26 protein-coding genes and 2 riboswitches are annotated in these 25,916 nt (G+C 39.3%); of the genes, 5 read left to right on the top strand and 21 right to left on the bottom strand.

What is annotated here, in order from left to right; translation table 11 throughout:
- Nucleotides 1–9: 9 nt before the first annotated feature.
- The 4 genes from thiM to JNUCC25_RS10965 form a co-directional block, all read right to left on the bottom strand.
- Nucleotides 10–816, bottom strand: a complete 807-nt coding sequence (thiM, locus tag JNUCC25_RS10980; protein ID WP_013056862.1) for a hydroxyethylthiazole kinase — start codon at nt 814–816, stop codon at nt 10–12.
- A gap of 75 nt (nt 817–891) precedes the next feature.
- Nucleotides 892–1,000, bottom strand: a riboswitch (TPP riboswitch).
- A gap of 192 nt (nt 1,001–1,192) precedes the next feature.
- Nucleotides 1,193–2,410 carry an MFS transporter gene (locus JNUCC25_RS10975; protein WP_013056861.1) on the bottom strand — a complete coding sequence of 406 codons (1,218 nt, stop codon included), beginning with the start codon at nt 2,408–2,410 and terminating at the stop codon, nt 1,193–1,195.
- Between the two features lie 96 nt (nt 2,411–2,506).
- Nucleotides 2,507–3,106, bottom strand: coding sequence for a TetR/AcrR family transcriptional regulator (locus tag JNUCC25_RS10970; protein WP_454223258.1), 600 nt, complete (start codon nt 3,104–3,106; stop codon nt 2,507–2,509).
- Nucleotides 3,107–3,446: 340 nt separating this feature from the next.
- Nucleotides 3,447–3,908 carry a GNAT family N-acetyltransferase gene (locus tag JNUCC25_RS10965; RefSeq protein WP_371388513.1) on the bottom strand — a complete coding sequence of 154 codons (462 nt, stop codon included), beginning with the start codon at nt 3,906–3,908 and terminating at the stop codon, nt 3,447–3,449.
- Nucleotides 3,909–4,081: 173 nt separating this feature from the next.
- Between JNUCC25_RS10965 and JNUCC25_RS10960 the strand changes: the two genes are divergently transcribed.
- Nucleotides 4,082–4,588 (top strand): hypothetical protein, encoded by a 507-nt coding sequence (locus tag JNUCC25_RS10960; RefSeq protein ID WP_013056858.1) that lies wholly within the window; start codon nt 4,082–4,084, stop codon nt 4,586–4,588.
- Nucleotides 4,589–4,689: 101 nt separating this feature from the next.
- Here JNUCC25_RS10960 and JNUCC25_RS10955 read toward each other — a convergent pair whose 3' ends face one another.
- A complete protein-coding gene (locus JNUCC25_RS10955) occupies nt 4,690–6,189 on the bottom strand; it encodes a UDP-N-acetylmuramoyl-L-alanyl-D-glutamate--2,6-diaminopimelate ligase (protein ID WP_063671468.1) in 1,500 nt (499 codons plus the stop codon).
- 461 nt (nt 6,190–6,650) lie between these two features.
- Here JNUCC25_RS10955 and JNUCC25_RS10950 point away from each other — a divergent pair, with 461 nt between their 5' ends.
- Nucleotides 6,651–7,259 carry a DNA-3-methyladenine glycosylase gene (locus JNUCC25_RS10950; protein WP_013056855.1) on the top strand — a complete coding sequence of 203 codons (609 nt, stop codon included), beginning with the start codon at nt 6,651–6,653 and terminating at the stop codon, nt 7,257–7,259.
- 68 nt (nt 7,260–7,327) lie between these two features.
- Here the strand turns inward: JNUCC25_RS10950 and JNUCC25_RS10945 are convergent, their stop codons facing one another.
- The 5 genes from JNUCC25_RS10945 to JNUCC25_RS10925 all read right to left on the bottom strand — a co-directional run bounded on the left by JNUCC25_RS10945 (nt 7,328) and on the right by JNUCC25_RS10925 (nt 12,219).
- A complete protein-coding gene (locus JNUCC25_RS10945; protein ID WP_013056854.1) occupies nt 7,328–8,296 on the bottom strand; it encodes a sugar phosphate isomerase/epimerase family protein in 969 nt (322 codons plus the stop codon).
- Nucleotide 8,297: 1 nt separating this feature from the next.
- Entirely contained in the window at nt 8,298–9,302 is a 1,005-nt protein-coding gene (locus JNUCC25_RS10940) for a Gfo/Idh/MocA family protein (RefSeq protein ID WP_013056853.1), read from the bottom strand.
- A gap of 12 nt (nt 9,303–9,314) precedes the next feature.
- Nucleotides 9,315–10,340 (bottom strand): Gfo/Idh/MocA family protein, encoded by a 1,026-nt coding sequence (locus JNUCC25_RS10935; protein WP_013056852.1) that lies wholly within the window; start codon nt 10,338–10,340, stop codon nt 9,315–9,317.
- A 32-nt stretch (nt 10,341–10,372) separates the two neighbouring features.
- Nucleotides 10,373–11,098, bottom strand: a complete 726-nt coding sequence (locus JNUCC25_RS10930; protein ID WP_013056851.1) for a ThuA domain-containing protein — start codon at nt 11,096–11,098, stop codon at nt 10,373–10,375.
- 89 nt (nt 11,099–11,187) lie between these two features.
- Nucleotides 11,188–12,219: a LacI family DNA-binding transcriptional regulator gene (locus JNUCC25_RS10925; RefSeq protein ID WP_029321510.1), complete on the bottom strand. Its 1,032-nt coding sequence runs from the start codon at nt 12,217–12,219 to the stop codon at nt 11,188–11,190.
- A 250-nt stretch (nt 12,220–12,469) separates the two neighbouring features.
- On the opposite strand from JNUCC25_RS10925, the gene JNUCC25_RS10920 reads away from it, so the two are divergent.
- The gene (locus tag JNUCC25_RS10920; RefSeq protein ID WP_013056849.1) at nt 12,470–13,045 is read left to right on the top strand and encodes a cell wall hydrolase; all 576 of its coding nucleotides are present in this window, start codon (nt 12,470–12,472) and stop codon (nt 13,043–13,045) included.
- 33 nt (nt 13,046–13,078) lie between these two features.
- Here the strand turns inward: JNUCC25_RS10920 and JNUCC25_RS10915 are convergent, their stop codons facing one another.
- The 4 genes from JNUCC25_RS10915 to JNUCC25_RS10900 form a co-directional block, all read right to left on the bottom strand.
- The gene (locus JNUCC25_RS10915) at nt 13,079–13,258 is read right to left on the bottom strand and encodes a hypothetical protein (RefSeq protein ID WP_055991262.1); all 180 of its coding nucleotides are present in this window, start codon (nt 13,256–13,258) and stop codon (nt 13,079–13,081) included.
- A 113-nt stretch (nt 13,259–13,371) separates the two neighbouring features.
- A complete protein-coding gene (locus JNUCC25_RS10910) occupies nt 13,372–14,706 on the bottom strand; it encodes a sodium-dependent transporter (RefSeq protein ID WP_064471623.1) in 1,335 nt (444 codons plus the stop codon).
- Between the two features lie 175 nt (nt 14,707–14,881).
- Entirely contained in the window at nt 14,882–15,064 is a 183-nt protein-coding gene (locus JNUCC25_RS10905) for a hypothetical protein (protein WP_013056847.1), read from the bottom strand.
- A 303-nt stretch (nt 15,065–15,367) separates the two neighbouring features.
- Nucleotides 15,368–16,114, bottom strand: a complete 747-nt coding sequence (locus tag JNUCC25_RS10900; protein ID WP_013056846.1) for a TspO/MBR family protein — start codon at nt 16,112–16,114, stop codon at nt 15,368–15,370.
- 226 nt (nt 16,115–16,340) lie between these two features.
- Nucleotides 16,341–16,439: riboswitch (TPP riboswitch) on the top strand.
- Nucleotides 16,440–16,534: 95 nt separating this feature from the next.
- On the opposite strand from JNUCC25_RS10900, the gene tenA reads away from it, so the two are divergent.
- A complete protein-coding gene (gene tenA / locus JNUCC25_RS10895; protein ID WP_013056845.1) occupies nt 16,535–17,224 on the top strand; it encodes a thiaminase II in 690 nt (229 codons plus the stop codon).
- Nucleotides 17,225–17,252: 28 nt separating this feature from the next.
- Here tenA and JNUCC25_RS10890 read toward each other — a convergent pair whose 3' ends face one another.
- Genes JNUCC25_RS10890 through JNUCC25_RS10880 form a run of 3 tightly spaced genes read right to left on the bottom strand, consistent with a single transcriptional unit; the run spans nt 17,253 to nt 19,761 of the window.
- Nucleotides 17,253–18,653 (bottom strand): aldehyde dehydrogenase, encoded by a 1,401-nt coding sequence (locus JNUCC25_RS10890; RefSeq protein ID WP_013056844.1) that lies wholly within the window; start codon nt 18,651–18,653, stop codon nt 17,253–17,255.
- A 13-nt stretch (nt 18,654–18,666) separates the two neighbouring features.
- Nucleotides 18,667–18,969, bottom strand: a complete 303-nt coding sequence (locus JNUCC25_RS10885) for an ArsR/SmtB family transcription factor (RefSeq protein ID WP_013056843.1) — start codon at nt 18,967–18,969, stop codon at nt 18,667–18,669.
- Between the two features lie 12 nt (nt 18,970–18,981).
- Nucleotides 18,982–19,761, bottom strand: a complete 780-nt coding sequence (locus JNUCC25_RS10880) for an SDR family NAD(P)-dependent oxidoreductase (protein ID WP_064471622.1) — start codon at nt 19,759–19,761, stop codon at nt 18,982–18,984.
- Nucleotides 19,762–20,069: 308 nt separating this feature from the next.
- Between JNUCC25_RS10880 and JNUCC25_RS10875 the strand changes: the two genes are divergently transcribed.
- The gene (locus JNUCC25_RS10875) at nt 20,070–21,302 is read left to right on the top strand and encodes a helix-turn-helix domain-containing protein (protein WP_013056841.1); all 1,233 of its coding nucleotides are present in this window, start codon (nt 20,070–20,072) and stop codon (nt 21,300–21,302) included.
- A gap of 73 nt (nt 21,303–21,375) precedes the next feature.
- On the opposite strand, the gene JNUCC25_RS10870 is transcribed toward JNUCC25_RS10875, so the two are convergent.
- The 4 genes from JNUCC25_RS10870 to JNUCC25_RS10855 form a co-directional block, all read right to left on the bottom strand.
- Nucleotides 21,376–22,863: an FAD-dependent oxidoreductase gene (locus tag JNUCC25_RS10870; protein WP_078081762.1), complete on the bottom strand. Its 1,488-nt coding sequence runs from the start codon at nt 22,861–22,863 to the stop codon at nt 21,376–21,378.
- A 115-nt stretch (nt 22,864–22,978) separates the two neighbouring features.
- Entirely contained in the window at nt 22,979–23,569 is a 591-nt protein-coding gene (locus JNUCC25_RS10865) for a superoxide dismutase family protein (RefSeq protein ID WP_454223257.1), read from the bottom strand.
- Nucleotides 23,570–23,757: 188 nt separating this feature from the next.
- Nucleotides 23,758–24,243, bottom strand: coding sequence for a YusW family protein (locus JNUCC25_RS10860; RefSeq protein ID WP_013056838.1), 486 nt, complete (start codon nt 24,241–24,243; stop codon nt 23,758–23,760).
- A gap of 116 nt (nt 24,244–24,359) precedes the next feature.
- Nucleotides 24,360–25,742: an aspartate kinase gene (locus JNUCC25_RS10855; RefSeq protein ID WP_013056837.1), complete on the bottom strand. Its 1,383-nt coding sequence runs from the start codon at nt 25,740–25,742 to the stop codon at nt 24,360–24,362.
- Between the last annotated feature and the right edge of the window lie 174 nt (nt 25,743–25,916).

The raw sequence follows: 25,916 nt of genomic DNA, 5'->3' as shown, positions 1-25,916 counted from the left end.
CGGCTCCTTTTAACGTTGATGTACTCTTGCATATGATTCAATATCCTGCCCAGATAAAAGATGAAGTTGGTTTAACAGCTCAATTTGAAAGCTTCCCGGCCCTTCTTCACCTTTTTTCGCTGCGGCGATCTCACCTGCCACTCCGTAAAAACTTAAAGCAGCAACGCTTGCCTCGACATATTCTTTTTCTACAGCAGCGAAAGCTCCTATAATTGATGTCAGCAGACACCCAGTACCCGTCACTTTCGTAAATAACGGGTGACCGTTGTCTACTGTATACGTTGTGTTTCCATCCGTGATTACATCTTGTTTACCCGTGATAACAATCACTGTATCTAATTTGTTCGCTGCTTTCTCAGCAAGTTCAATGACGTCTCCTTGCCCTTCTAATGAATCAACGCCTTTAATGAGCCATGACTCGCCTACTACATTCGCAACTTCAGCAGCGTTACCACGAATAACTGCAATATTTAATTCTTCTACAAGCTGACGTGCTACTTCTGTACGAAACGGTGTCGCTCCGGCTCCTACAGGATCGAAAATAACCGGCACGCCATTTTCATTTGCTGATTTTCCTGCTATTCTCATCGCTTCTACTTCTTGAGCCGTCAGTGTACCCATATTTAAAACAAGCGCTCCGGCGATTCGTGCCATGTCAGCCACTTCTTCCTTCGCATAAGCCATAACAGGTGAAGCTCCTAGTGCAAGCAGTCCATTTGCAGTAAAATTGGTTACCACAACATTCGTAATATTATGAACAAGCGGACTTGTATCTCTTACTTTTTCTAATTGAGCTGAAATTTTACTAATATCCATATTCTCTCACTCTTTTCATTTAGTTTTAACACTGCAAAAAAAAGACAAAAAAGCACCTTGCATGCGCAAAGTGCTTTGGTATGTACTCACATTCCCTGCGCTGGCATTATCCAACAGGTTCAAATGGTCAACAGGCGTCCCTGTACTCTCAGCCTGCCCCGCGCAAGCTCCCATACTATTCTTGTTACGTTTAAAGTTTACTATTAACCTTTTTTATTTGCAACCATTTCACTGTTTTGCCGATAAAATAAAGCTTCTCTATAGGCTGAGTGGCGTTGTAAACCTTACACCTTTACTAAAAGAATAATCAAAAGACCTCCAGTAAGCTACTAGAGGTCTTCTATTCCCTAAGAATTCTATCATTTTTTCCTTATGGTTATTTCTCTTGAACCGCTTGATTTCTCACAGCTGTTTTTCTGTCCTTCCCTGCTCTTAAAGATAAAAGAAAACAAAGCAGCAGTACAAGTGCAGCTGATACGTACGGATAATTAATGTTTATATCAAAGAGAAAGCCTGCTACAACTGGTCCAATAATATTCCCAAGACTTGTATAAGCAGAATTTAGTCCGGCTACATACCCTTGGTCGTCTTGTGCCATCATCGACATTTGCGTGCTGATTGCCGGACGTAAAATATCTGTTGCTAAAAAGACGATGAATGTCACAACAATAATAAGCCAGTACGTGTGCACAAATAGCGTAAGTAAAATAAAAAGTCCCGTCATCATCAAGCAAAACGAAATCACTCTTTTTTCACCAAACTTATTTAAAATCCAGCCAAAAATCGTAACCTGCACTACAGCCCCCGCAATAGAGCCAAACGTAATAACAAACGCAATATCTTTTGGCGTAAAGCTAAATTTATGATCAACAAATAGTGAAAAAATCGTTTCATAATTGGATAATCCAAACGATGTCACAAAAACAATAATTAAACTTAGAAAATAAGGTTCTTTATAGGAATTCATAAGCTGCAGTAGCAGCCGATCTTCTTTTGGATTCTCATTGTTTGAAACAGCATGATTTTGTACAGGACGAGACTCTGGCAAAACAAAAAGCGTAATCACTGCAGCCAAGCCTCCTGCTACTGCGGCCATATAAAATGGTACACGCATGCCGTATTCAGCTAAAAAGCCTCCGATACCGGGCCCAATAATAAATCCTGTTGTAATCGCCGCCGTCACATAGCCCATTCCTTTAGCGCGTTCTTTAGCAGACGTCACGTCCGCTGTATAAGCCATAACAGCAGGCATAATAAGCGCGGCCCCGACCCCTCCTAACATTCTCGATACAAATAATAAAAGAGGTGTACTCACTGAACCAAAGAACCATTCAGATAAGGCAAAAACAATCATTCCCGCTACAATAATTTTCTTTCTCCCTAACGAATCTGATAACCGACCCGCTAAAGGTGAAAACAGAAATTGAGTTAGTGAAAACACCGCTACTAAAAGCCCCATCACGCTGCCGTTGATATGAAGCTCCGTCATATATGTTGGCATAATTGGAATAACGAGACCGATTCCTGTAAAAATAATAAAAATATTTAGCATGAGCAGCAAAATCGCCGCTCGATTTCTTAACAATAATGACATATAAACCTCCTGATTACAAAAATACTGAACGTTCGGTCTATAAAAATACAAAATAATGAGGGATTACTCATTACCGCAATAAGCATCCCCGATTATTTAAGAAGACCTTGCTATAATTCCGTTTAAAAATACATCGATTGCTGAATGGTAAAGCTGCAGGGCATTTTCCGTGTTCGTTTTTCGAGACATACGGCTCATTCCAACAAACAGCCCTTCTAAAATCACTGCAAGCTGTTCTGCATTTTTAGGAGAAAACTCTCCTTCATCAATGCCTTTTTGCAAAAGTTCCCGGTTAAACTCCACGTGTCGTTTCACCATCTCATCAATTCGCTCTTCGATGTCGCTGCCCTTTTCCTCGTTGTTAAAAAACTCATCGGCGGCTTTCGTAAGAGGATGATTTAAATCATCTAAAATAATTTGCTCCGCAATTCCAAAAAGCTTATCTCTTGTTGTATTGTAAAGAGACTCTCTTTCTTTCCAGTTTCGTTCCCACTCGAGATCCCATTCGTCTATTAAATAGAGAAAAAGCCCTTCTTTACTTTTAAAGTGATAATAAATATTCCCTTTACTGCTTCCCGTAGCCTCTACAATTTCCTCAATAGATGTAGCTTTATAGCCTTTTTGAGAAAACAATGCTTTAGCGGCATCTGCCACTTTTCTTTTGGTTTGTTCACTTTGAAGCTTTTTTTTATTCAAGCTATTTCCACCGCCCCGCACATTTATTATTTATACTGAACATTCGTTTTGTATTATCTGATACCTATACTACTTAGGAAAAACCTTTTTGTCTAGTAAGAAAACCTAGTTTATACCTTTTTATATGAATTATGACAAAACAAAAAACAAAGAGGTTGAGACATAACTAAATCAATTCAATCTAAAGACACACAAACGGGATAAATGATCAGGTATGAATCATTTGTTACACCGCTGTCGATTACCATGAAAAAATCCGAACGAGTTGGATTCTCCCTCAAGAATCTCGATTCCTCTTTCGGATTTTCCTTCAACTAAAATACTTTTGTCCCATCCTCTTTTAATCATTCAATTTCTTTGTCATAAATACACTGTATGGATCTTCTTTGTAGGTAGAAAACGGTTCGCACTCGTAAAATCCAAAACTGGCGTACAGCTTTCTAGCCGGTTCAAAAGCAGACGCGGATCCTGTTTCTAAGCTTAAGCGTCGGTACCCTCGTTTTTGTGCTTCGTTTATTATGTACTGCAGCAGCTCTTTAGCGATTCCTTTCCGCAAATGGGCGGTAGCTGTTCGCATCGATTTAATTTCTCCGTGATGCTCATCTAACTCTTTTAAAGCCCCGCACCCTGCTAGCTGACTGTCTTCCCACACGCTCCAAAACGTAATATCACGTTGCTTTAAGTTTTCAATATTTAGAGCATGAATACTTTCAGGGGGTGAATGTAAGTTCATTCCTTGAAGGTGAGAACTTACCAGTTCAATAACTTCATTGTTCATTAAGTGGTCTCTTTTTATTTTAATCATTTTCTCTTCCTTCCTGCTACTAAGGGGTGGTCAACTACAAACCGACTTATGAATAAATTCACTGTCGACCTTTAAAAATCCTTTTATACACTCCCTTCTTTTTCTCCAGTTATTAAAACCGACTTTGCCAAGCAGATGTTTCATACATTGTTAAACGGAGGTGAAATTCATTGAAGAAGGTTTTATTTTGTCTTATTCCTCTTTTGTTTTTATTATCCGCCTGCTTTAGTGATCCTGTTCAAGATGATTTAATCGACTATAACAATCAAGATTTAAAAAAAGCGGCTCAGCTTGAAAAAGAAGCGATTGACGCATACGATTCTGTTACAGGCGCTAACTACACAAGTGACGCAGTGATGTATGATACGATGACGAGTGAAGTCATTCCTACCTATCGTAAATTTGTTGACGAACTGGAAAACATCGATGTAGAAACCGACGATCTTCGAAAGATTCATGAAAGCTATATAAAGGCTGCCAATACCCAGTATAATGCTTTCATTAAAATTGTCAGCGCTTTAGAAAAGCAGGACCGCAACCTTATTGCTGAGGCAAACGCTATGCTTGATGAAGCACGAAAAGGCATACGCGATTACAATGCAGCTATTAAAAAGCTGGCTAAAGAACATGATGTAAAAATTGAAGAACCAAAAACACAGCGAGAAAACAGCCTATAGTTTTGATGCAAAAAGAAGGTCTCTAAAAATAGTAAGAGACCTTCTTTCGTATGCTGTTTCAATTTCTACACGTTCGTTCGATAGATAAATGAAGAAGAGTATTAGGAAATATTGCTTAACGATGCATAATAAGAAGCAATAATTTCTTCATCGGAATGCGGAATTTCGTTTCCTTTTACAAGCTGAGCGCCGTTAATACAGCCGCTTGTAAGTAAGATAATATCATTCGGCTTTCCTAAAGAAAGCGACTTTAATACTCCTTCTGTTCGAGTAGGGGCGCGGTGAATATTATTTGCGCTCGGATTTGAAAAACCCGTCATCACTTGATCTACAATTACGTTCGGATCATGATGACCTGGATGATCAACCGTTACGATTATTTCATCCGCTTTTCCTTCAATGACACGTGCCATTTTAGGCATTTTATTAAAATCTCGAATGCCGATTCCTGCAATCATGACAATTAGCTGGTTATACTCCATCTTTTTTACTTCTTCTACTAGACGCGTAAGGGCAACAGGCGTATGGGCATAGTCTAAAATCACTTTTTGGTTATTGGGACCTTCTACCACTTGAAAGCGCCCTTCTGGACTTTCCAATTGAGGAAGCACGCTAATAATATCCTCAATGTGGTATTCAAAATGAAGAGCTGTACCAATGGCCGCTAGCACGTTAGCAATGTTGTAATCGCCATATACAGGCACTGCTACTTTGTATGACTGTCCTTTATACAGTAAATCAAAGAAAGAGCCCCCTTCTTTGACAGTAATGTTTTTTGCTTGCAGAGTTGCCTCCGCATTATTTAATAAGCTATACGTGACTTTAGGTCCTTCAAATAGCCTGCTCAAGTCTTTACCCATGTCCTGATCATCTATATTAATAACAGCATGTTTTGCCTGCTGAAATAATTTCATCTTGCATTTTTTATAGTGCTCAAACGTTTTATGATACTCTAAGTGCTCTTCTGAAAGATTTGTGTGAATGGCTACATCAAAATAAATATCTTCTACTCGCTGCTGATCAATCGCAATTGAAGATACTTCCATCACTGCCGCTTCATCGCCTCTTGTATACAAATCATAAAAAATTTTATGTAAGTCTACCGATTCAGGTGTTGTAGGCGTACTTTTTTTATAAACTAACTTCTTCTTTGATGACCAAATGCCGGTCGTTCCAATCGATCCTGTCGGCAATTTTAAAAGAGTTAAAAGCGACCTTACGTAAGCTGCTACGGTTGTTTTACCATTTGTACCTGTAACGCCAATTGTCTCAATTTTTTCATTCGTATAATCAAAATACATTTTAGAAAAAGACGCCATTACTTTGCGAACGTCATCAACAGCTAAAAACGTACAGTGAGAATACTGAGTGCTCAAAAGACGCAGCTCCTCAATGCTTGTCCCAAAGACTGCTACGGCTCCTCTAGTTATAGCTTCTTTGATATATTGATGTCCATCTTCATTTTCACCTTTTATACTAAAAAATACTGATCCGTCGTGAACCTGCTTTGAATGATATGTCAGATGGTTGATCGTTTGAGATGCAGGCCCAAAAATATGTTTAATTGATAAGTTCATTAATGTATCAAAGTGGATGTTCATAGCTATTCCTCACAGTGTATAAATTTTATTTTTAATATGTTCTAAAATCCCTTAAATACTCTTTGAAGGATATTTTTCTTTATTTCCATTTATAAAGAACTTTCTACAATTCAATCTTTTTATTTTGCTTTCATGTGTAGAACGAAAATAAAGAAAAGACGGATCACTATTTTTTAAAACTAAAAGCATGTAAAATATGGATGAACTGTGTATATCATACCAGCAGCAAAAGCGAAGTATTGTAGTAAAATATTCCCCCTATACGTGCAAAACGAAACCATTCTTTAAAATAAAATAATTTCATAGAGTGAGTTGAATCATGATAAATACTTGAACGTGGGATAAGAAAGATTACTGTATTAATCAGTGCCTCCCTTTGCAAAATAACAAAGAAAACATCATAATAAAAGATGCGCATAACAGCGTGAATGACTCTGTTTTGAAAGGATGGACTACAGCAAATGACGCGTTCTCTTTTAGCGATTGAACCACTTCCTCTTTTATTTTACCAACAGCCTACACTTGAATTAGCTCAGTCGCTGTTAGGATGTCTTCTTGTTCACGAAACGGCAGAAGGAACTGCATCTGGTTTTATTGTAGAAACAGAGGCTTATAAAGGGCCTTTCGACCGAGCAGCTCATAGCTTTAATAACCGGCGCACAAAAAGAACGGAGGTAATGTTCGGTCCTCCTGGTCATGCCTATACGCATACAATGCATACACATTGTTTACTCAATGTTGTAAGCAGCGACATCGATTGTCCAGAAGGCGTCCTCATTCGAGCTATTGAGCCATTTAGCGGAAAAAATTTGATGAAAAATAGACGTCGAGGGATGGAAAATGAAATAAATTGGACAAACGGTCCTGGGAAACTAACAAAAGCACTAGGGGTTTCAATGGATTTGTACGGTCATGATTTAACCAGCCCTCCTCTTTATATTGCTCGTGGCTTCACTCCTTCAGAGATTTCCGCCGGACCTCGCGTTGGCATTGATAATTCTGGTGAAGCGAAGGATTACCCTTGGCGCTTTTGGGTTGCCAATCACCCTTTTGTATCGAAATTCAGGTGAACCAAAGGCGAATTGATTTACTAACGAAAATAAAAGAAGCACCTCTTTTTAGAGATGCTTCTTTTTGCTTACGCCCACCACATTTGTGAGGGAGTTTCTTCAATTAATACACTTTGTAAGTTTGTAACCGCGCGTTTAAATCCTTCTTCAATCGACATGATTGGATCTTCGTGCTCAATGCTGACTACATAATCGTATCCGTATGTGCGAAGTGCACTCATCATATCAGACCACTCTTTTACATCATGTCCGCACCCTACGGATCTAAACGTCCATGCACGCGTTTGGACTTCTCCGTATGGCTGCATATCCGTCAGGCCATACATGTTAATATTATCCTGGTCCAAGTACGTATCCTTTGCATGGAAATGATGAATCGCATTTTCTTTTGCTAAAATTTTAATAGCTCCTACCGGATCAATTCCTTGCCACCATAAATGACTTGGATCAAGGTTAGCGCCAATCGCTGGACTTGTTTTTTCGCGAAGCTTTAGGAGCGTATACGGAGTATGAACTAAAAATCCGCCGTGAAGTTCTAAACCAATTTTCACATTATGCTCCTCGGCTAGTTCTCCAATTTCTTTCCAATAAGGAACAAGCTTATTTTCCCATTGCCAATTCAATACGTCTCCATACTCGTTAGGCCAAGGAGTAACAGGCCAGTTTGGGTACTTGGCTTCTTCGTGATCTCCTGCTGTTCCAGAGAAACAGTTCACCACTGGAACATCTACTAATGATGCTAGTTGGATGGTCTTGCGAAGCGTTTCGTCAGATTCTTTTGCAAAACTTGCCTCAGGTGAAATAGGATTGCCGTGGCAGCTAAATGCGCTGATTGTAAGTCCGCGGTCTTTTATCTGCTTCATATAGGCTTCTCTTTTTTCTTTATCTTCAAGCAGCTCATCTAGCGGACAATGGCTGTTTCCCGGATAGCCGCCCGTTCCGATTTCAACAGCATGAAGACCTGCTGCTTTTACTTTATCTAACATCTCTTCAAAAGAAAGATCCGCAAATAAGACCGTGAATACTCCAAGTTTCATTTTAATTTCCCCCTGTGCGATATATTTCGTCAATAATAGCTGAGACTTGAAGCGCTTCTTGTGGCTTTACCACTAATTCAGCATTTCCTTTACACGCTTCAACGAAATTTTTAGCCTGACTTAGGCTGTAATCATCTTCTCCATCTATCCAAGGTGACGTACTGTTCATGAGCATACCGTTTTTAGACGTGTATAGTTCAAACGGAAACACACTTAAACCGCCCTCTACCCCTGATATGCTTACGTGCTCTTCATCATCTTCGATATTAGCTGCCCAAGAAGTTTCTAAAAGAAGCGACGCTCCATTTTCAAATTTAATATAGGCCGTTACATGATCATCCACGCTGAATGTTTCATGATCAAATGCTCCCCATTGATTTAATTGGTTAGGCGTTTTACTCAGGTCATTATATGTACTTCCCAGCACTTCAGTATGCTTTGGGTTTCCCATCAGCCAAAGCGTTAAATCAAGCAAATGGCAGCCGTAATCAATTAAGCTGCCTCCTCCTTGAAGATCTTTGTTCGTAAATACCCCCCAACCGGGAACCTTTCGGCGACGCATTGCTCTGACACGTGCAACTAATGGGCGCCCTACCTCTGTCATCATTTTTTTCGCAGCCTGCGCTTCTTTCATGAATCGGTAATGATACGCAATCGCTAACTGCTTACCTGATTCTCTAGCAGCAGCAAGCATTTCTTCACCTTGCTCTTTAGACATCGCCATTGGCTTTTCACATAGGACGTGAACGCCTGCTTTTAGCGCTTCTACTGCAAACTCGGCGTGAAATTTATTCGGTGTACAAATACATACAGCGTCCACTTCTTTAAACATATCTTTGTAATCAACAAATACGTGAGGGATATTATGCTCATTGGCTACCTCTGTGGCTCTTTCACTATTAATATCGCTAAGCCCCCAAATCACACATTCATCACCCAGTTGTTTGAATGCTGGGATATGCCTGCTTACAGCAATCCCTCCTGCTCCGATTATGCCAATTCTCACGTTTTTCACCTCTTACACGCGCGTAATTTGTTTCGTTTGACTTGATTTTAAAGCTGCTAAAATAACAGCAAGTGATTTTAATCCTTCTTCACCAGGAACAGGAGATTCTTTATCTTCTGCAACTGCATCTACAAATTGTTCAATGACGTGAGAATTACTTTGTCCGCCTTCATCGTTCGACTGGATTTTTCCTAACTCATAGTTCACCACTTCACCTGTTGCATATTGGGCAACTAATGAATACGTCGGATCGTCCTCTAAACGAAGAATCCCTTTCTCGCCGTAAACAATCGTGGAGTTGTCTTCTTTTCCATTGTAAGCCCAGCTTGCCGCAAGCGTACCGATAATCCCGCTTTCCGTTTTTAATACGCACACAGCATTGTCGTCTACATTTGCAAAGTCTTTTGCATTGCTTTCTACAAATGCACCGACTTCTACAATTTCTTCATTTAATATGTAGCGGAGCATATCGGTTTTATGAACGCCTAAATCCCCCATAGCACCAATAAACGCTTCGTCTTTTTTAAAGAACCAGCTGTCTTTTCCGTCCACGCTCCAACCTTCAGGACCACCGTGGCCAAAAGCCGTACGGAAACTGTAAATTTTACCGATTTCCCCTTTTCCAATAAGTTCACGAGCTTTTTGATGAGAAGCTACAAAGCGCTGATTATGTCCGATCATTAGTTTTTTACCGTTTGTTTTTGCTGCTTCAATCATTGCTTTCGCTTCTTCTTCTGATGTTGCCATCGGCTTTTCACACAGGACATGAACTCCGCTGTTTAACGCTGCCACCGAAATAGGCGCATGAAGATAATTGGGCGTACATACGCTCACTGCTTCCACTGTACCGCTTGCTAAAAGTTCTTCGTAGTTTGTGTAAGCTTTTACACCGTACTGCTGCGCTACGCTGTTTGCACGTTCTGTGTTTATATCGCAAACGGCTACTAATTCTACTTGTTCATTCATCTTATATTCTGGTAAGTGACGGTGTTGCGCAATGCTTCCGCACCCAATAACGCCAATTTTTACTTTTTCCATCTTTCCTATCCCCTTTGCTTAAGCATTATTAATTAGTTTTTAACAGCGATTGATTCAAGCGGTTGCGCATTGCCGTAAACAGGACGTTTTCTCTCTGCTGGCTTCGCCCATTTAATAGCATTCATAATGACACGCTGAATGTCTTTGTTATGGTATGTTGGATATGTTTCATGTCCAGGTCTGAAATAAAATACTTTTCCGTTTCCGCGTTTGTATGTGCAGCCGCTTCTGAAAATTTCTCCGCCTTCAAACCAGCTCGTGAAAATCAGTTCATCAGGTGCTGGAATATCAAAGTGCTCTCCATACATTTCTTCGCGCTCAAGCTCGATAAATTCACCAATACCTTCCACAATCGGATGACTCGGTTCTACTACCCACAAGCGCTCTTTTTCATCTGCTTCACGCCATTTTAAGTCGCAGCTTGTGCCCATTAACGTTTTGAAAATTTTAGAAAAGTGACCTGAGTGTAAGACAATAAGCCCCATACCGTCTAGCACGCGCTGCTTTACTTTCTCAACGATGTCATCTTTCACTTCGTCATGTGCTAAATGACCCCACCATACTAAAACATCCGTTTGATTTAATACTTCTTCAGTCAACCCGTGTTCTACTTCGTCTAATGTTGCGGTGTGTGTACGAAACCCTCCTTCTTCTAAAAAAGAAGCGATGGCACCGTGAATGCCTTCAGGGTAAATTTCTCTTACAACCGGATTTTTCTGTTCATGACGATTTTCATTCCATACTGTAACATTAATCATTTTCATATCCCCTTTTTTTGTGAATGCTAACTTATATCCCCTTTTTTCATAAATGCTAAACTTTGGTTAACCGGTTAACTTACTCTGATTCACCCGCGCTTAGCAGTCGAATCTCGAATAATAAGTTCAACCGATAATTTCACATGCTGCAGCGTGCTGAAACGGTGTTCAATTGCTTGAATAACAGACGTCGCGGCGACGACTCCTTTGTTAAATACATCTTGACGAATGGTTGTTAGACTTGGAGATGCATAGCTACTAAACGTTATGTCATCGAACCCTACGATTGAGTAGTCCTGCGGAATTTTTTTCCCCTTTTCTTGCAGTGCTTTCATAATTCCAAGCGCCAGCGTATCAGAGGATGCAAAAACCGCCCGAATATCCTTATGATCTTGCAGCAGCTTGTTCCCTAAATTGTAACCGTTATCAAACGAACTTTCGTTCACTTCAAAAACAAACGTCTTTGATGGTGTAATGCCCGCTTCTTTTAATGCTTTCTCGTAGCCTATATACCTCTTTTTATCCACTGGACTATTGACGAGGTGATGAGCAACAAAGGCAATTTCTTTGTGACCCAAATTCACTAAATGTGTTGTAGCTAGATATCCTCCATACTCATCGTCTACAGAAATATGATGATAATCGCGTTCGTACCTTTCGTATGTATCTACTAGCACAATCGGATTCGATAACGCTTTCATTTTCTCATACAATCGATGCGGGAAGGCTCCTAAAAACAGAAGACCATCAATATTTCTCGTTCGAATCCATTTTAGGCAATCAGCTGGGCTACTCGCTCCAGATATGACTAGATCATAACCATGCTTACGGATTACATATTCAATTCCACTAATCATTTCACTGTAATAATGGTTATCTTTAAATATAGTAGAAAGTGAATCATCTGTAAGCGGGAACATAACGCCAATCATATTTGACTTTTGTTTCGAAAGACTAACGGCGGTTAAATTTGGTTCGTAGTTTAATTCTTTTACCGCTGTTAAAATTCGCTCTTTTGTTTCATCGGATACTTTGTTAATTCCGTTTAAGACGTAAGATACTGAAGCTGCAGACACCCCTGCATGCTTTGCTACATCACGAATCGTTATCTTTTCTCCCATAAAATCTCTCCAGTTAAACGGTTAACTATTTACTCGTTCATTATAATTCACTCCTTTATTATCAGTCAACGTATTTTTCAAATTATCTGTTAACTATTATAATATCTTCCTAGATTGGTATGTTTTAAGCAGTGACAAGATGTATTGACACCTGTTAATCTTTGAAACGTACATATAAAGTTCGGTGCACAGCACGCACCGATCCGTGATAAAAGGGGCGTTCAAAAGGATTTCAGGAGGTACTTACTTTATGTTTAAGAAACTAGCAATTATTGGAGCACTAGCAGTTCCTATGTTCGGCATGAGTCACGGGGCAAATGCCGCTGAAACAACCCATCGCGTAAAAGCCGGAGAGACTCTTTACAAGATTGGCGCTGAATACGGCGTTACGGTTAAACAGTTAAAAGAAGCGAATCACAAATCTACCGACTCTATTAATGCAAATGAAACATTAACAATCCCTAACTCTATTAGCGAAAGTGATAAAGAATTGTTAGCTCGCCTTGTACAAGCTGAAGCAAAAGGCGAACCTTACGCTGGCAAAGTGGCTGTAGCAACAGTCGTTTTAAACCGCGTGGATAGCGATTCTTTCCCAAACTCTATTCATGATGTCATTTATCAAGGTACACAGTTTACACCTGTACAAAACGGTGAAATTAATAAAGCAGCGGATGCTGACGCAAAAAAAGCTGTAAATGAAGCACTAGCTTTTAGAGGTCAAGGAAAAGGTTCGTTATTCTTCTTTAATCCAGATAAAACAAGCGACCAATGGCTTCGTCAAAAACAGGTTACGATTACGATCGGAAATCACGTTTTTGCAAAATAAACAAAAGATTGAGACATAAAAAATTGCTCCAATCTAAAGGCGAACAAATGGCGTAAAGGAGCTCGTATGGATTGCTTGTGACACCGCTGTTGATTTCCGTGCAAGTCTTCGCTTTCCGCGGGCGGCCGGTGAGCCTCCTCGTTGCTTACGCTCCTGCGGGGTCTCACCTGTTCCGCTTTTCCCGCAGGAGTCTTGGTCTTGCGCTCCAATCAACAGCTAGAAGCAATTAAATCGATTAAACTTACCTTCACTATCACAATAAAAAGCTCCGAACGATTCATCGTTCGGAGCTTTCTTCAACTAACATATTTTTTGTCTCAGCCTATTTAATATGCAACAAGTAAGCTTAATAGAACAACTATAATTATAATAGGCAATACGCATTTAACTAGAAAGAACCATGCATTGAATAATTTAGCGCCTTTTGTACTTCCTGAAATAAACTCTTCATACACGGCTTCTTTTTTCATTTTAAATGTCACAAAAATCGCAATGGCTAAACTTCCAAGAGGCAGCATTAAGTTGCTCACAAAAAAGTCAGCTACGTCAAATATACTTCTGCCAAAAAGTGAGACATGTTTTAGTACACCAAACGAAAGCGCTGATGGGATACCTACCACAAACACAAGAATCCCTGATAAAGAAGCGTAGCGAGTTCGTTTTGTCTGATCGTCTTTGGTTAAAGCAGCTACGATAATTTCCAGCAGTGAGAAAGCAGAGGTAAGCGTAGCGAATAGAAATAAAATTAAAAACAGTGCTAAAAAGACGGTACCAAACGGCATTTTCTCAAATACTGTTGGCAAGACCACAAACAAAAGTCCAGGTCCTTCAGTTGGCTTTAATCCAAATGAAAAAACGGCTGGAAAAATAGCCAAGCCCGCCAGCAGCGAAACAAACAAGTTCAAAATAGCAATAGTGCCAGCTGAACGCGTCAAGCTTACTTTTTTCCCTAAATAAGAGCTATATGTCACCATGCAGGATAATCCCACGCAAAGCGAGAAAAACGACTGACCGAGCGCATAGAGAACAGATGACCCTGTAATGGCTGAAAAATCTGGTTTCAAAAAGAACTTTACTCCGTCCATTGCTCCGTCTAATGTTAAAGAACGCACCACGATAATGATAAAACAAATAAATAACAGCGGCATCATGTATTTATTAGCACGCTCTATTCCTTTTTGTACGCCTTTTGAAATAACAAACACTGTAATTAATAAAAACAGCGCCTGCGCACCTAATACTACATAAGGCTGGCTAATGACGGCATTGAACAACGGGCCGTACTCTTTTCCGCTTAGCATACCGGTTACGCTCATAATCGTATATAAAATCACCCAGCCGCCAACGACGCTGTAAAAGGAAAGCAAAACGACACAGCTTAGTACTCCCAGCCTGCCAATCCATACCCAAGCGGATTTTGGAGCAATTGCCTTATAAGCACTAATCGCTTCTTTTCCCGTATGTCTTCCAATGATAAATTCTGCCAACAGAAGCGGCAATCCAATAAAAATCGTAAATAAAATAAACAACGCAAAAAACGCTCCACCGCCACTGGTTCCCGTTACGTATGGAAACTTCCATATCGCTCCTAGACCAATTGCTGCCCCAGCAGATGCTAAAATAAAACCGAGGCGTGAAGACCACTGATTTCCTTTACTCATATAATGTTACTCTCTCCTCTTCTAAACTCAAAACTCACCTGATTAGTACTGTACCATAAATGCAGAAGAAAATCATTCCCGTTTTACTTTTTTCTATAAAACGATATCTATATAGAATAGAAAAATGAAGAAGCAGCTGCTTCTTCATTTTAAGGTTGGTGTTTCTATTCAAAATTTATTCTCTGTACGATGATTCATCTCCCCGGTAGGCTTCTTGATTTGAAATTTCTTCAATATGCATATGCCCTTCTCTCTCTAAACGAAGGACCGTACGCTCTGCATCTTCATAACTCTCGCACGTCACTTGTTTATATTCCATATCATCTTTATCTGTGTAAGCGACTAAATATGTTTCCATTTTAACTCCTCCTAATACAACCTGTATGTAACGTATGTTGCCTTTTTCGTTTATTTCTAAACATATAGGCTCCAAACATAAAGCCTAGCATACTATAATAGCGGAACTTCAATTTAAAAAAGTTGAATTTTTCATTATGCACCGATGCAACATGGAGGTTACACTTATGACATTTATTTTATCATTCGTACCAATTGTTGTTCCTTTTGGTATTTTAATTAGCTTAATTGCTTTTACAGCTGCTTTTTTACAATCAAAAGAGCATCATAAAAAGCTCTAGCTTACAAAAGCTAGAGCTTCTTTTTAAAAACGTCTATAGCGTTTAATCAATCCCACAATAATGGCAATTGCTAATAAAACAACTGAAATGATGACAGTAATGACAATTGGCTGATTTCCACTTTGCTTCACTGCAATGGCAATATAAGCCCAAATAAAAACAAGCGGATAAACAGCGTCTCGGTTTTTTAATGTAAACATAATGCCCAGCGCAGCTCCTACCAGCAGCATAATAATCGTCCATGCTAACTCGCTCAGGCCAAGCAAATGCTGTATTCCATTTGCTTGAAATACGACAAACACATTGACAATAGTCGCAACAGAAATCCATCCAAGATAAAGCGAAATCGGCAGACGCATAAACCATGTCGTCATCCGAGAATGCTGAATAATGGAATATACAATCATTAATGTGCCTAGAATAAAGAGCATAACTAAAAGAGATAACTTATAGTAATCGTTTTGGAAAATAAAGATCCACGCACTATTTAACAAACAGTTTAGAAAAAACCAAATGCCGATACGTGCATATATTTCCTTTTGATCTTCTCTTGCAAAAAATTGGCGTATAACCCAAATGGTTAATAATAAATAAATAACGCCCCAGATAGCAAAGGCATAACCCGCTGGTGTAAACAACGTAGGAACTTGCGCAGAAGCTTCTCCGGTTGTTTTGCCTCCTATTGGAATGGCATTTGCTAAATAATTCACAAGCAGTGTAATAGCCAAGCCTACTGTATTTAATACAGCATACAAACGAAATTTCGCCATTTTGTTCTCTCCTTTCTTCTATTTATATGGGAGTGTTTCGGAGACGAAAACGGCTCTTCCCTTCATTAATACCTCTTCTTCCCTAAAAATATGCATTTTTAAACAAAAATGATTAAAAATAGCTTTAAGAAATTTCCTCTTTAAGAAAGAAAAGCGGTTAGCACACAATTTCCCATAACGCTTTCTATTTTTCAGAATATATGGTAAGTTAAACATAGATTAATAGGAAGTCCACTAGGGGTGCCCACCGGCTGAGACAAGTTTTCTTGATCCCTTTGAACCTGATCTGGCTCATACCAGCGTAGGAAAGTGGCAATGTTCAGTTTTTTACTGTCCTTTGCCACTCCGTTTATAAACGGAGTGTTTTTTATTTCCTTTATGTGCTTGTTTGTGACTTCCTCATATTAAAGGAGGATTTTGATGTCATTTTCATCTCAATTAAGACAAGAAGCAAACTATATTTACGAAGCCATTTTTAACCATCCTTTTATTAAAGGAATTGCTGAAGGAAACGTGCCAAAAGAAGCGCTTATTCACTACGTTTCTCAAGATTACGAATACTTAACAGCATTTGTTCGCATTTACGGCGCTGCTTTAACGAAATGCCGCACGCGTACCGAAATGGAAGCCTTTAATGCCGGCATTTCTACGGTATTACATAGTGAAGTACACCCTCACAATAATTTTTGTGAAGTAGCAGGCGTACGTTATGAAGACCTTCACACTGAGACGCTTTCACCGACAGCCAGCCACTACATTAACCATATGACAAGCGTTGCGCATACAGGCAGCTTAGCAGAAATCATTGCAGTGCTTCTTCCATGTCCATGGACGTACGTTGAAATTGGGCAGCGCATTACAGAACAAGTAAATCCATCTCCTTCTCATCCTTTTTATGAATGGATTCAGTTTTATAATAATGAAGAAATGAATGGCACAACACAATGGTTTTGTAACAAGCTCGATGAACTCGCCGAACAAGCGACTGAAGAAGAACGTAACCGTATGAAAGATCACTTCATCAAAAGCTGTGAACTCGAGTATTTATTTTGGGAAATGGCATATACCCAAGAAAAATGGCCGCTTTCTCAGCTTTCACTTTCAAAATAACGAAAAAGCCTCCTATCAGGAGGCTCTTTTATTTCAGTAATTTTTTGATCATTTTCAAGCTTTGTTTTTCCGAAGGATAGCGGAATGACAAATCAAACTTGGTTGTTTGAGACAGCATGCTTTTAAAATGAGTAAATGTCTGAAAGCTGTCTTTTCCATGATATTGACCCGTGCCGCTTTCTCCCACTCCGCCAAACGGTAAATATGGCGTAGCGATATGCATAAGCGTATCGTTTATACAGCCTCCTCCAAATGAAAGACGCTCCGTTATGGCGTTTTGCACATCTTCACTTTCTGTAAATAAGTAAAGAGCTAACGGCTTAGCTTTTTCTTGAACTTTATGAATGACTTCGTCTAGTGTTTCATATTCAATCATAGGAAGAATAGGCCCAAAGATTTCTTCTTGCATGACATCTGAGGTCCAGCTTACTTCACTTAACACCGTAGGTTCTATTGTTAGCGTGTTTTTATTGTACCCGCCTCCAACTATAGCATTTCCGTCTTTTAAAAACTCAACTAGCCGAGTAAAATGGCGCTCACTGACAATACGGCCATAGCGGTCGCTTTCAAGCGGATTACTACCGTAAAATTGAGAAATCGCTTCGCGAAGTTTCTCTACAAGCTGCGCTTTTACCTTTTTATGCACGAGCAAATAATCAGGAGCAACGCACGTTTGGCCTGCATTCATCCCTTTACCAAACATAATTCGCTTCGCTGCAAGATCTAGGTTTGCGTCTTCATGTACAATGCACGGACTTTTTCCGCCTAGCTCAAGCGTGACGGGAATAAGCTGCTTCCCTGCTTCTTGCATAATAATTTTCCCTACATTTACACTTCCCGTAAAGAAAATATAATCAACGGGCTGTTTTAAAAGCAGACTTGTAGTGTCTACAGCCCCTTCAACCACCGTCACAAATGCTGGGTCAAAAGCTTCAGCTAGTAATTCTTGTATAACGCGAGATACGCTAGGCGTTAATTCAGAAGGTTTTATAATCGCCGTGTTTCCAGCGGCAATCGCTCCTACTAAAGGAGACAGTGCTAATTGAAACGGATAGTTCCACGGAGCAATAATTAACGCGACTCCATACGGTTCAGGAACAATTTTCCCTTTAGAGCCCACATGTGTTAAAGCGGTTTTTACTTTTTTAGGCTTCATCCATTTTGCTAAATGTTTAAGCGTAAATCGAATTTCCTCTAGTAAAATCCCAATTTCCGACGTGTAGGCCTCTACTTCAGATTTATTTAAATCTTGTTTTAAAGCATCCATAATTCTCTGCTCGTTTTGTTTGACTGCGTCTCTTAGCTTATTCAGCGCTTGAATACGGCTGTTGATACTCTTTGTCTTTTGCGCATAGAAATACTGCTTTTGTGTAGAGACAATATGTTCAATGACCGTTTCATCTGTGATATAAAATCGCTCGTGGTTCATCTCTTTCATCTCCCTATAAACATTCGGCTTCAACTGTAGCAAGCAAGCTTTTTAATAGCTCAACTGCCTCACTTAAAGCTAGTGAATAATATCTCTGCGTCCCTTTTTGCTCAATTTGCACAAGCTTTTGATCGCGTAAAATTTTTAAATGATGAGAAATTGCCGGTCGTGATAGAGTAGACTCGTTTGCAATTTCATTAACGGTTAAAGGCTCTTTTTCGGCGAGCAGCAAAATAATATCTTGTCTTGCTGAATCACTTAGAGCCTGAAAAACAGGAATGCTGGCACGAAATAACTCGACTGCTTTTTCACTCATATATATTCTCCTTTATTTAATTTCTTGTGTTCTTCGGACAACGGATGTAAGCCACTTTCTTGGCACGAAGCGCGGGATGAACGTAGCAAGATGAAACTGTACTCCTGGTACGATAACCGTCTGCCCTTTCATAAATTTTTTATAGCCAACTTTCGTTACTGTTTCTACATCCATTGCACCGCTTTGAAAAAGCTTGGAGTTGCTTAGCTGGGCTCGGTCGCTAAAACCAGTTTTAGTTGGACCCGGGCATAGAGCACTTACCGTTACATTGGTACCTTTTAATTCATTTTCAAGGGCCTCTGTGAAAGATAACACGTACGCTTTCGTTGCGTAATATACCGTCATAAGCGGACCTGGCATAAATGCAGCAACAGATGCAATGTTTAAAATTTTTCCGCGATTTCTTTTGACCATATCCGGTAAAAATAATTTTGTTAAATGAGTTAATGCTCGAATATTTAAATCAATCATGTTTAACTCTTCATCTAAAGCTGTTTCAATAAATTTGCCGTATAGTCCAAAACCAGCATTGTTCACTAAATAATCAACGTGCATTTTTTTATTTTTAAGTTCTTCATATAATGACTGTATCTCTTCTTCTCTTGATAAATCCTTAACAACCGTTATCACTTCAATATTATAAGTAGATTTTAAATTCTCTCCAATCGCTGTTAGTTTATCAGCGCTTCTGGCAACTAAAATTACAGGATGCCCATCCTTTGCGAATTGATAAGCTAACTCTTTACCTATTCCTCCCGACGCACCGGTGATGAGCGCATAATGCTGTGACATAGTGTTCACTCCTTATGTTTATATGTTCAAGAACTTAAACATTTAAACTTATCTTATAGGATTCATTTTTTCCCGTCAACTGTTTTCTATACTCTCCTTTTCTTTTATATTTTCCATTTTTGCCATTTGCGCATTTCTGTACATTTTTTTACAAAATATGCGTTTTCTTTACATAGAAGGCTAATGTCGTCTAGTTTTGACAACCTTTGTCACCTAGCAGGAAAACAAGTGAAGATATGGTGAATACAACATACAACAAATAATCCATTACATAGTTGGATGAAAATAGATAAGGGAGGAAATGAAAAATGATGGAGACATATACAATTAAAAAAGTAAGTGATCAATTAGAGGTAGAAAAGAAAACGCTAAAACAATGGGAAAAATTATTGGGCAGCTATTTAACAATTGAACGAGTAGATGGGGCTCGTGTCTATACAGAGGAACAAATTGAATTATTTAATGATATTAAACAGCTGTTTGATGAACAATGTACGTTAGATGAAGTCAAAGAATATGTTCAGCTGCTGATAAAGGAACAAGAAGAACAGGAGCATTTAGTGATGGAATCAGAGGCAGCGGTTTCAAAAGAAGAGGAACCAGCAAAGTTGAAAACTTCTAAAAAAGAAAACGTCATTGATTTTCAAGAACATTCCAACAAACAAATAAAGCAAGAAAAGAAAAAAGCTGCTGAAAAGCAGGAAAGCATTTCAGAAAATAAGCAAGAGAAGACCCCTCCTATACCTGAAGCACGATTAGCTACTGAAGAAGAAAAGCAGGCTATTTCTGCTTCTATTGAAGAGCCAAAACCAAACGACCTTGTTGTGAATGAAAAAGAACTGCTTCAAGGGGAATTAGTAGAAGCTGTTCGCCGCTATGAAGATGTGTTTGAGGTACTTGATACATTTAAAGCTGATTTGTTAAAAGAAATGCGAGAAGGTATGCGAAATGAAGTTCGCGAAGAAATTGTCGGAGAAGTAAAAAGAGAGCTTGAAAAAAGTGCTACCCAAACTGTAGAAATGGTGGAGTCGGTCGGGGCATACATTTCTGAGTCTTCAGAACGCAGCGCAAGAGATGTAGAAAATATGTCTAAAAAAATTATCCGTTCTAACGAAAAATCGTTTGATGAAGTCACTTCTTTGATTGAAGATTATTCAACAATCGCTGAAGAGAAAACCGAGGATATGCGCCTGTTCATGAAAGATGTCATGGAGAATGCGGATGAATCCTCTAAAGAAATGCAGTATTTATTAGACCGATTCTCAAGCAACTCCACCGTTGCGATGAATCAAGTAAAATTTATGGTTGAAAAATTAAATAATTCTTCAACTAATACGACAGAAGAGCTTCGTGATTTAATTGATTCAATGAATGAGGAACGAGTCTATTATTTAAAAGAAATGGAGAAAGAACGTAAGCTTCATCGTCAAAGCGTAGCTGAACGCGAAGAGATGTTTAGTGATTTCGTCCAAACCTTTAGACAAACCGCCGCTGCTGATATGAAGCGAAAACGGAAGTGGTGGAAGCTGTTTCTCTCCTGAAAACACCGGCCCTATGGTAATGGGGCCGGTGTTTTTAATGGTATGAACAATAGTAGTTTGTATGTAAGAAATGTTAAGGTAACGTATGGCGGTGAGACGTTATACTTTGAAACACATGATAGCCGCTTACCGATACGCCTATAGTTCCCGCTCCTGGAAACACTGTATCTCCGCATAACCACAGTCCTTGTAAGCCAGATCGATGCGAAATGCTGTTGAACAAGGCATGATCTAACGTTTGCGGAAAGCCTCCCACTCCGCCGTTTGGGCGAGAAGTGAACCTTTCCCATGCTTTAGGAGCTCCCGAAATTTGATGCTCTGCTTTTTCAATGCTAGGAATAATGGTTTTAATGCCTGCTACCATTTTTTTCTCAAGAACTTGTTTTTGAAGGTCATAGGCTTCTTTGTTACTCCACTTGCTAAGATCAATGTGAGTAGATGCTGTAATTGTACGCTTGCCTTCAGGCGCTCGAAAACGATCATCAGGATGAGAGACTGAGATAAATAAATGATTTCCTTCTGTCATTTCCCCTTGTTCGGATTGAAGTACTTGCTGAAACAACTCTACCTTTTGCGGCAGATCTCTTTCATCAATGGCAAAATACATCGAAAACGTTCCCCACTGCGGAAGCTCGCTTTTTTCTTTTGCCCGCTTATGAATATGTTGGTAATCTTCATCATGCAGCAAAGACTTTAAGCTTTGAACCGGGGCGTTGCATACAACGTCTGATGCACGGTAACGGTTACCTCTATGATCATGCACGATCCACCCGTCATTATCACGCTCTATCTTTACTACTTTCCTTCCTAGAGTCGTTTTTCCTCCGTTGGCTTTAATCGATTTTTGCAGCGCTTCTGCGACTTTGTATAAGCCGCCATTCACATAAAAAGCTCCTTCGTGATAAATATCCAACGCTAAACATCCAATAAGCATTGAACAGTTCTCACTCGTTGTCTGCATGCTGTCTATTAATTGACCATCAACAAAATGAAGAAAGTCCGCTTCGTCTAACAAGCTGTGTTTTTTTAGTAAATAACTAAACGATTGATGAAAATAAGGCAACAGCTTCAAAGAACCAAAATTCAACGAACTTACCAGCCTGCTCCACTCACCGACTGTCAGAGGAGGAAGAACCGGCAGAGACTGCATAAGCTTGCGAATTTCTTTTGCAATTCTAAAAACATTTTCATAAAAGCTCCTAATATTTTTTGCTTTATGAGGAAATTGTTTTTGAAGATAGGAAATATGCTGATACCGGTCTTGATAATAAATCAGTGTACGATGAGGAAGATGAACTTTCATGATTTTCTCAAGAGAAACCTTTTCAATTTCTAGGCCAAGGTACATGCTGATTCGCTCATGTATCCCTCCGTGCTCAAATCCCATTCCAAGCGTCGCTCCAACAGGAAACGTATACAAATGGCGCTGAAATTTCCCTGCACAGCCTCCCCATTCTCGAGAAGCTTCTAAAACCGTCACTTCATAGTCATGTTTAGCTAAAAGCGCTCCCGCTGTTAACCCACCTACTCCTCCGCCTATTACGACAACTTGCTTATGCATGTTTTCACCTTCTTTGCTCTTTCTTCTATTGTGCAAAAAAAAGAAGCTCACCGCAATTTAGAAGCGGCTCGTTACTGAAATAAAAAAGCCGTGAATGATTTCACAGCTTTTTGGCTTATTTTGTAACCACTCCACAAACAATCCGATCTCCTGAGTTTCCTGAAGGATCCGTTGTGTAATCGTCGACTTTATCATGTATCACTAATGCCGATCCATCCATATCCAAAAGAGAATTCGGCTTTCCTTCTTGCAGCGTGACAAGAGAAGCAAAAATTTCTGTATCTACTTTGCCATTTGGAGCAACTTCTAGATTGGGCAAATCACCTGCATGCGGACCTTTTGTATTTTTAAAACCGTGTTCACGTTTAAAAGGATTAAAATGGGCACCCGCTGTTTTAAAATCCGGCACCTCACATTTTCCTATTTCATGAATATGAAATCCATGTCTTCCCGGTGAAAGACCTTGAGCAGTTAATTTAATTTGCACGCCGTTCTTTGCTTCTGACAGGGTAGCCTCTCCTACTTTTTTGCCCGATGTATTCGTTAAATCCACTTTAACAGGTTCTACCGATACTTCGCTTGTTTCTTTCGCTTCCTCTGTTTTCAAGTGGTTTTCATGAGCGTTATTTTGCTCTTTTACCATGCTGCATGCTCCTAACAATAACAGAACAAAGACTACACATCCGTTCATTATTAACTTTTGCATCCGTGATTCCTCCTTTTTCTTATTTATCACCATCCTTTCACTATTTTCCTTTTTTTAGACATCAAAAATAAGATTGAGACATACGTTCACCTTACCAATGAAAAAATCCGAACGAGTTGGATTCTTAATGAAGAACCTCAATTCATCGTTCGGATTTTCCTTCAACTAAAATATTTTGCTTTAACGTCTTACTTTTGTTTAAAGTTGTATTCTTTTTCCGTTCCGTTTGAAAAACGAACTTCTAATTCAAACGACTGAAAATCTTTTTTTAGGCCAAACGCATCGATTACTTCCTTTTTTACATCTTCATCGGGGGTGCGCTGATCAAAATTTAACTTTTTAAATTTTGAAGATAATTTATTAAAAGCTTTGTCTCCGTTCAAGTGCTCATCGTTAATATTATCATCCACTTTGGCTTCTATCTCATCATTTTCATTTTCGTAGTCGGCTTCATAATCATTGTTGAGCCCCTTATAGTCTACTTCTAAATCAAATTTTGAAAAGTTAAAAGATGTGTTTTCGCTTTGATTATCATAGCTCATCGGCGTTCCGCCATTCGTCACACCTTGTTTATTTTGAGCTTCTTTTGCCGGTGCTGCATCATCATTGTGGCATGCTGAAAGTACGCTAATACCTATAAGGGAAAAGAATATGAAAAAGGGTCGTTTCTTCACTATATTTCCTCCTTTGACTTCACTCTTCCTTCCCTTTATGTCCACAAATTTGATTTTTATACGCCTTCACTAGAAAACCCCGCTCTCTAAAAAGAAAGCGGGGTTTTTCGTCTTGTTTATTTTATATTCGAATAAGAAATACTGTACATGCTGTTAAAATACGTATTGTATAGAGCTTGAACAGCACGGTCTAAAGCATCTGCTTTCACACCAAACATCATGCTCACCTCAGAAGAACCTTGGTTGATCATTTCAAGATTCACTTCAGCACGAGCAAAAGCTTCTGTAGCTTTTGCAGCAATTCCTACTGTGCTATTCATTCCTTCTCCTACTACCATAACCATAGCAAGATCACGTTCAATAAAGATTTCATCCACTTCAAGTTCTTTTTCAATTCGAGCAAATACACGCTTTTCCACATCTGGCGTAAGCTGATGCTCGCGCATGATGACAGAGATATTATCAATTCCTGAAGGGGTATGTTCGTATGAAATACCTTCATCCTCTAAAATTTCAAGCAATCTTCTGCCAAAACCAATTTCACGGTTTAATAAGTATTTGCTCACGTGAATGTTGCAAAAACCTTTGTCCCCAGCGATTCCAACCACCGGCGTATCTCCGTGAGGACGCTCAGCTACAATGAATGTACCCTTTGCTTCAGGATTATTTGTATTCTTTACACATACAGGAATGCCTAGTTTATAAACCGGCTCTAGCGCTTCATCATGGAAGACAGAAAAACCTGCATAGGATAGTTCACGCATTTCTCTGTATGTTACCTCTTTCATTTCATGAGGCTTTTCCACAAGTCTTGGATCTACGCTATAAATAGCATCTACGTCGGTAAAGTTTTCATACAAATCAGCTTTTACTCCCGCTGCTACAATTGAGCCTGTGATATCTGAACCACCGCGCGAGAACGTAACCATGTTCCCTTCTTCGGAGTAGCCAAAGAATCCTGGGATCACTAGAATACCCGAACGCTCTCTTAGCTTCGGCAATTTTTCATAAGACAGTGGGAGCACTCTTGCTCTTCCGGGTTCATCAGAAACAAAAATACCTGCTTCTTTTGGATTTACATAATGAGCTTCAAACCCTAAATGGTTTAAATAAGCAGCCATTACCTTTGCGTTATTATCTTCTCCACTTGCTTTTAGACAGTCTAATAAGCGAAATGGATCGTTTTTATGTAAATCAATAAGTGATTGTAAATTCGTAATAATGTCAGTAATAATCGTTTCTGGGATAGACAAGTCCACAACGATTTCACGATAGCGATCAATTACTTGCCCAAACTCATCGACGTAATCTTCTCCAAGCTGTATTTTGGCAGAAAGTGCGATTAGCAAATCTGTCATTTTTGTATCTTCTCCGTATCGCTTGCCCGGAGCTGATACAACCACCAGCTTTCTCTCTTTATCAGACGTTACAATATGCGCAACCTGTTTAAATTTCTCTGCGCTTGCAACTGAACTCCCGCCAAACTTCGCAACCTTCATGTTTGAGACACTTCCTTACTTTGTTTTTAATATTCGATTATTGTACCATATTTTATCAAGTAGAAAAGCTTATCTATCTAACTTTTCTAAAAATTAAAGGAATACTACCGTAATTGTACTCTCATAAAGAACAAATGTCTACCACAAAAACACAAAAAGACTGATTTTACATCA

The sequence above is a fragment of the Priestia sp. JNUCC 25 genome (genome assembly GCF_053667915.1).
This window is presented reverse-complemented; position numbering and strand designations above follow the sequence as displayed.

What these genes read in the sequence shown, in the direction of transcription:
- JNUCC25_RS10900 (WP_013056846.1), bottom strand. Translation starts at nt 16,114, where the DNA reads ATGGCGAAATTTCGTTTGTATGCTGTATTAAATACAGTAGGCTTGGCT.
- JNUCC25_RS10975 (WP_013056861.1), bottom strand. Translation starts at nt 2,410, where the DNA reads ATGTCATTATTGTTAAGAAATCGAGCGGCGATTTTGCTGCTCATGCTA.
- JNUCC25_RS10955 (WP_063671468.1), bottom strand. Translation starts at nt 6,189, where the DNA reads ATGAACATCCACTTTGATACATTAATGAACTTATCAATTAAACATATT.
- JNUCC25_RS10880 (WP_064471622.1), bottom strand. Translation starts at nt 19,761, where the DNA reads ATGTCACAGCATTATGCGCTCATCACCGGTGCGTCGGGAGGAATAGGT.
- JNUCC25_RS10930 (WP_013056851.1), bottom strand. Translation starts at nt 11,098, where the DNA reads ATGATTAATGTTACAGTATGGAATGAAAATCGTCATGAACAGAAAAAT.
- JNUCC25_RS10920 (WP_013056849.1), top strand. Translation starts at nt 12,470, where the DNA reads ATGTTTAAGAAACTAGCAATTATTGGAGCACTAGCAGTTCCTATGTTC.
- JNUCC25_RS10905 (WP_013056847.1), bottom strand. Translation starts at nt 15,064, where the DNA reads ATGGAAACATATTTAGTCGCTTACACAGATAAAGATGATATGGAATAT.
- JNUCC25_RS10910 (WP_064471623.1), bottom strand. Translation starts at nt 14,706, where the DNA reads ATGAGTAAAGGAAATCAGTGGTCTTCACGCCTCGGTTTTATTTTAGCA.
- JNUCC25_RS10950 (WP_013056855.1), top strand. Translation starts at nt 6,651, where the DNA reads ATGACGCGTTCTCTTTTAGCGATTGAACCACTTCCTCTTTTATTTTAC.
- thiM (WP_013056862.1), bottom strand. Translation starts at nt 816, where the DNA reads ATGGATATTAGTAAAATTTCAGCTCAATTAGAAAAAGTAAGAGATACA.
- JNUCC25_RS10885 (WP_013056843.1), bottom strand. Translation starts at nt 18,969, where the DNA reads ATGAGTGAAAAAGCAGTCGAGTTATTTCGTGCCAGCATTCCTGTTTTT.
- JNUCC25_RS10890 (WP_013056844.1), bottom strand. Translation starts at nt 18,653, where the DNA reads ATGAACCACGAGCGATTTTATATCACAGATGAAACGGTCATTGAACAT.
- tenA (WP_013056845.1), top strand. Translation starts at nt 16,535, where the DNA reads ATGTCATTTTCATCTCAATTAAGACAAGAAGCAAACTATATTTACGAA.
- JNUCC25_RS10935 (WP_013056852.1), bottom strand. Translation starts at nt 10,340, where the DNA reads ATGGAAAAAGTAAAAATTGGCGTTATTGGGTGCGGAAGCATTGCGCAA.
- JNUCC25_RS10945 (WP_013056854.1), bottom strand. Translation starts at nt 8,296, where the DNA reads ATGAAACTTGGAGTATTCACGGTCTTATTTGCGGATCTTTCTTTTGAA.
- JNUCC25_RS10925 (WP_029321510.1), bottom strand. Translation starts at nt 12,219, where the DNA reads ATGGGAGAAAAGATAACGATTCGTGATGTAGCAAAGCATGCAGGGGTG.
- JNUCC25_RS10875 (WP_013056841.1), top strand. Translation starts at nt 20,070, where the DNA reads ATGATGGAGACATATACAATTAAAAAAGTAAGTGATCAATTAGAGGTA.
- JNUCC25_RS10865 (WP_454223257.1), bottom strand. Translation starts at nt 23,569, where the DNA reads ATGCAAAAGTTAATAATGAACGGATGTGTAGTCTTTGTTCTGTTATTG.
- JNUCC25_RS10870 (WP_078081762.1), bottom strand. Translation starts at nt 22,863, where the DNA reads ATGCATAAGCAAGTTGTCGTAATAGGCGGAGGAGTAGGTGGGTTAACA.
- JNUCC25_RS10855 (WP_013056837.1), bottom strand. Translation starts at nt 25,742, where the DNA reads ATGAAGGTTGCGAAGTTTGGCGGGAGTTCAGTTGCAAGCGCAGAGAAA.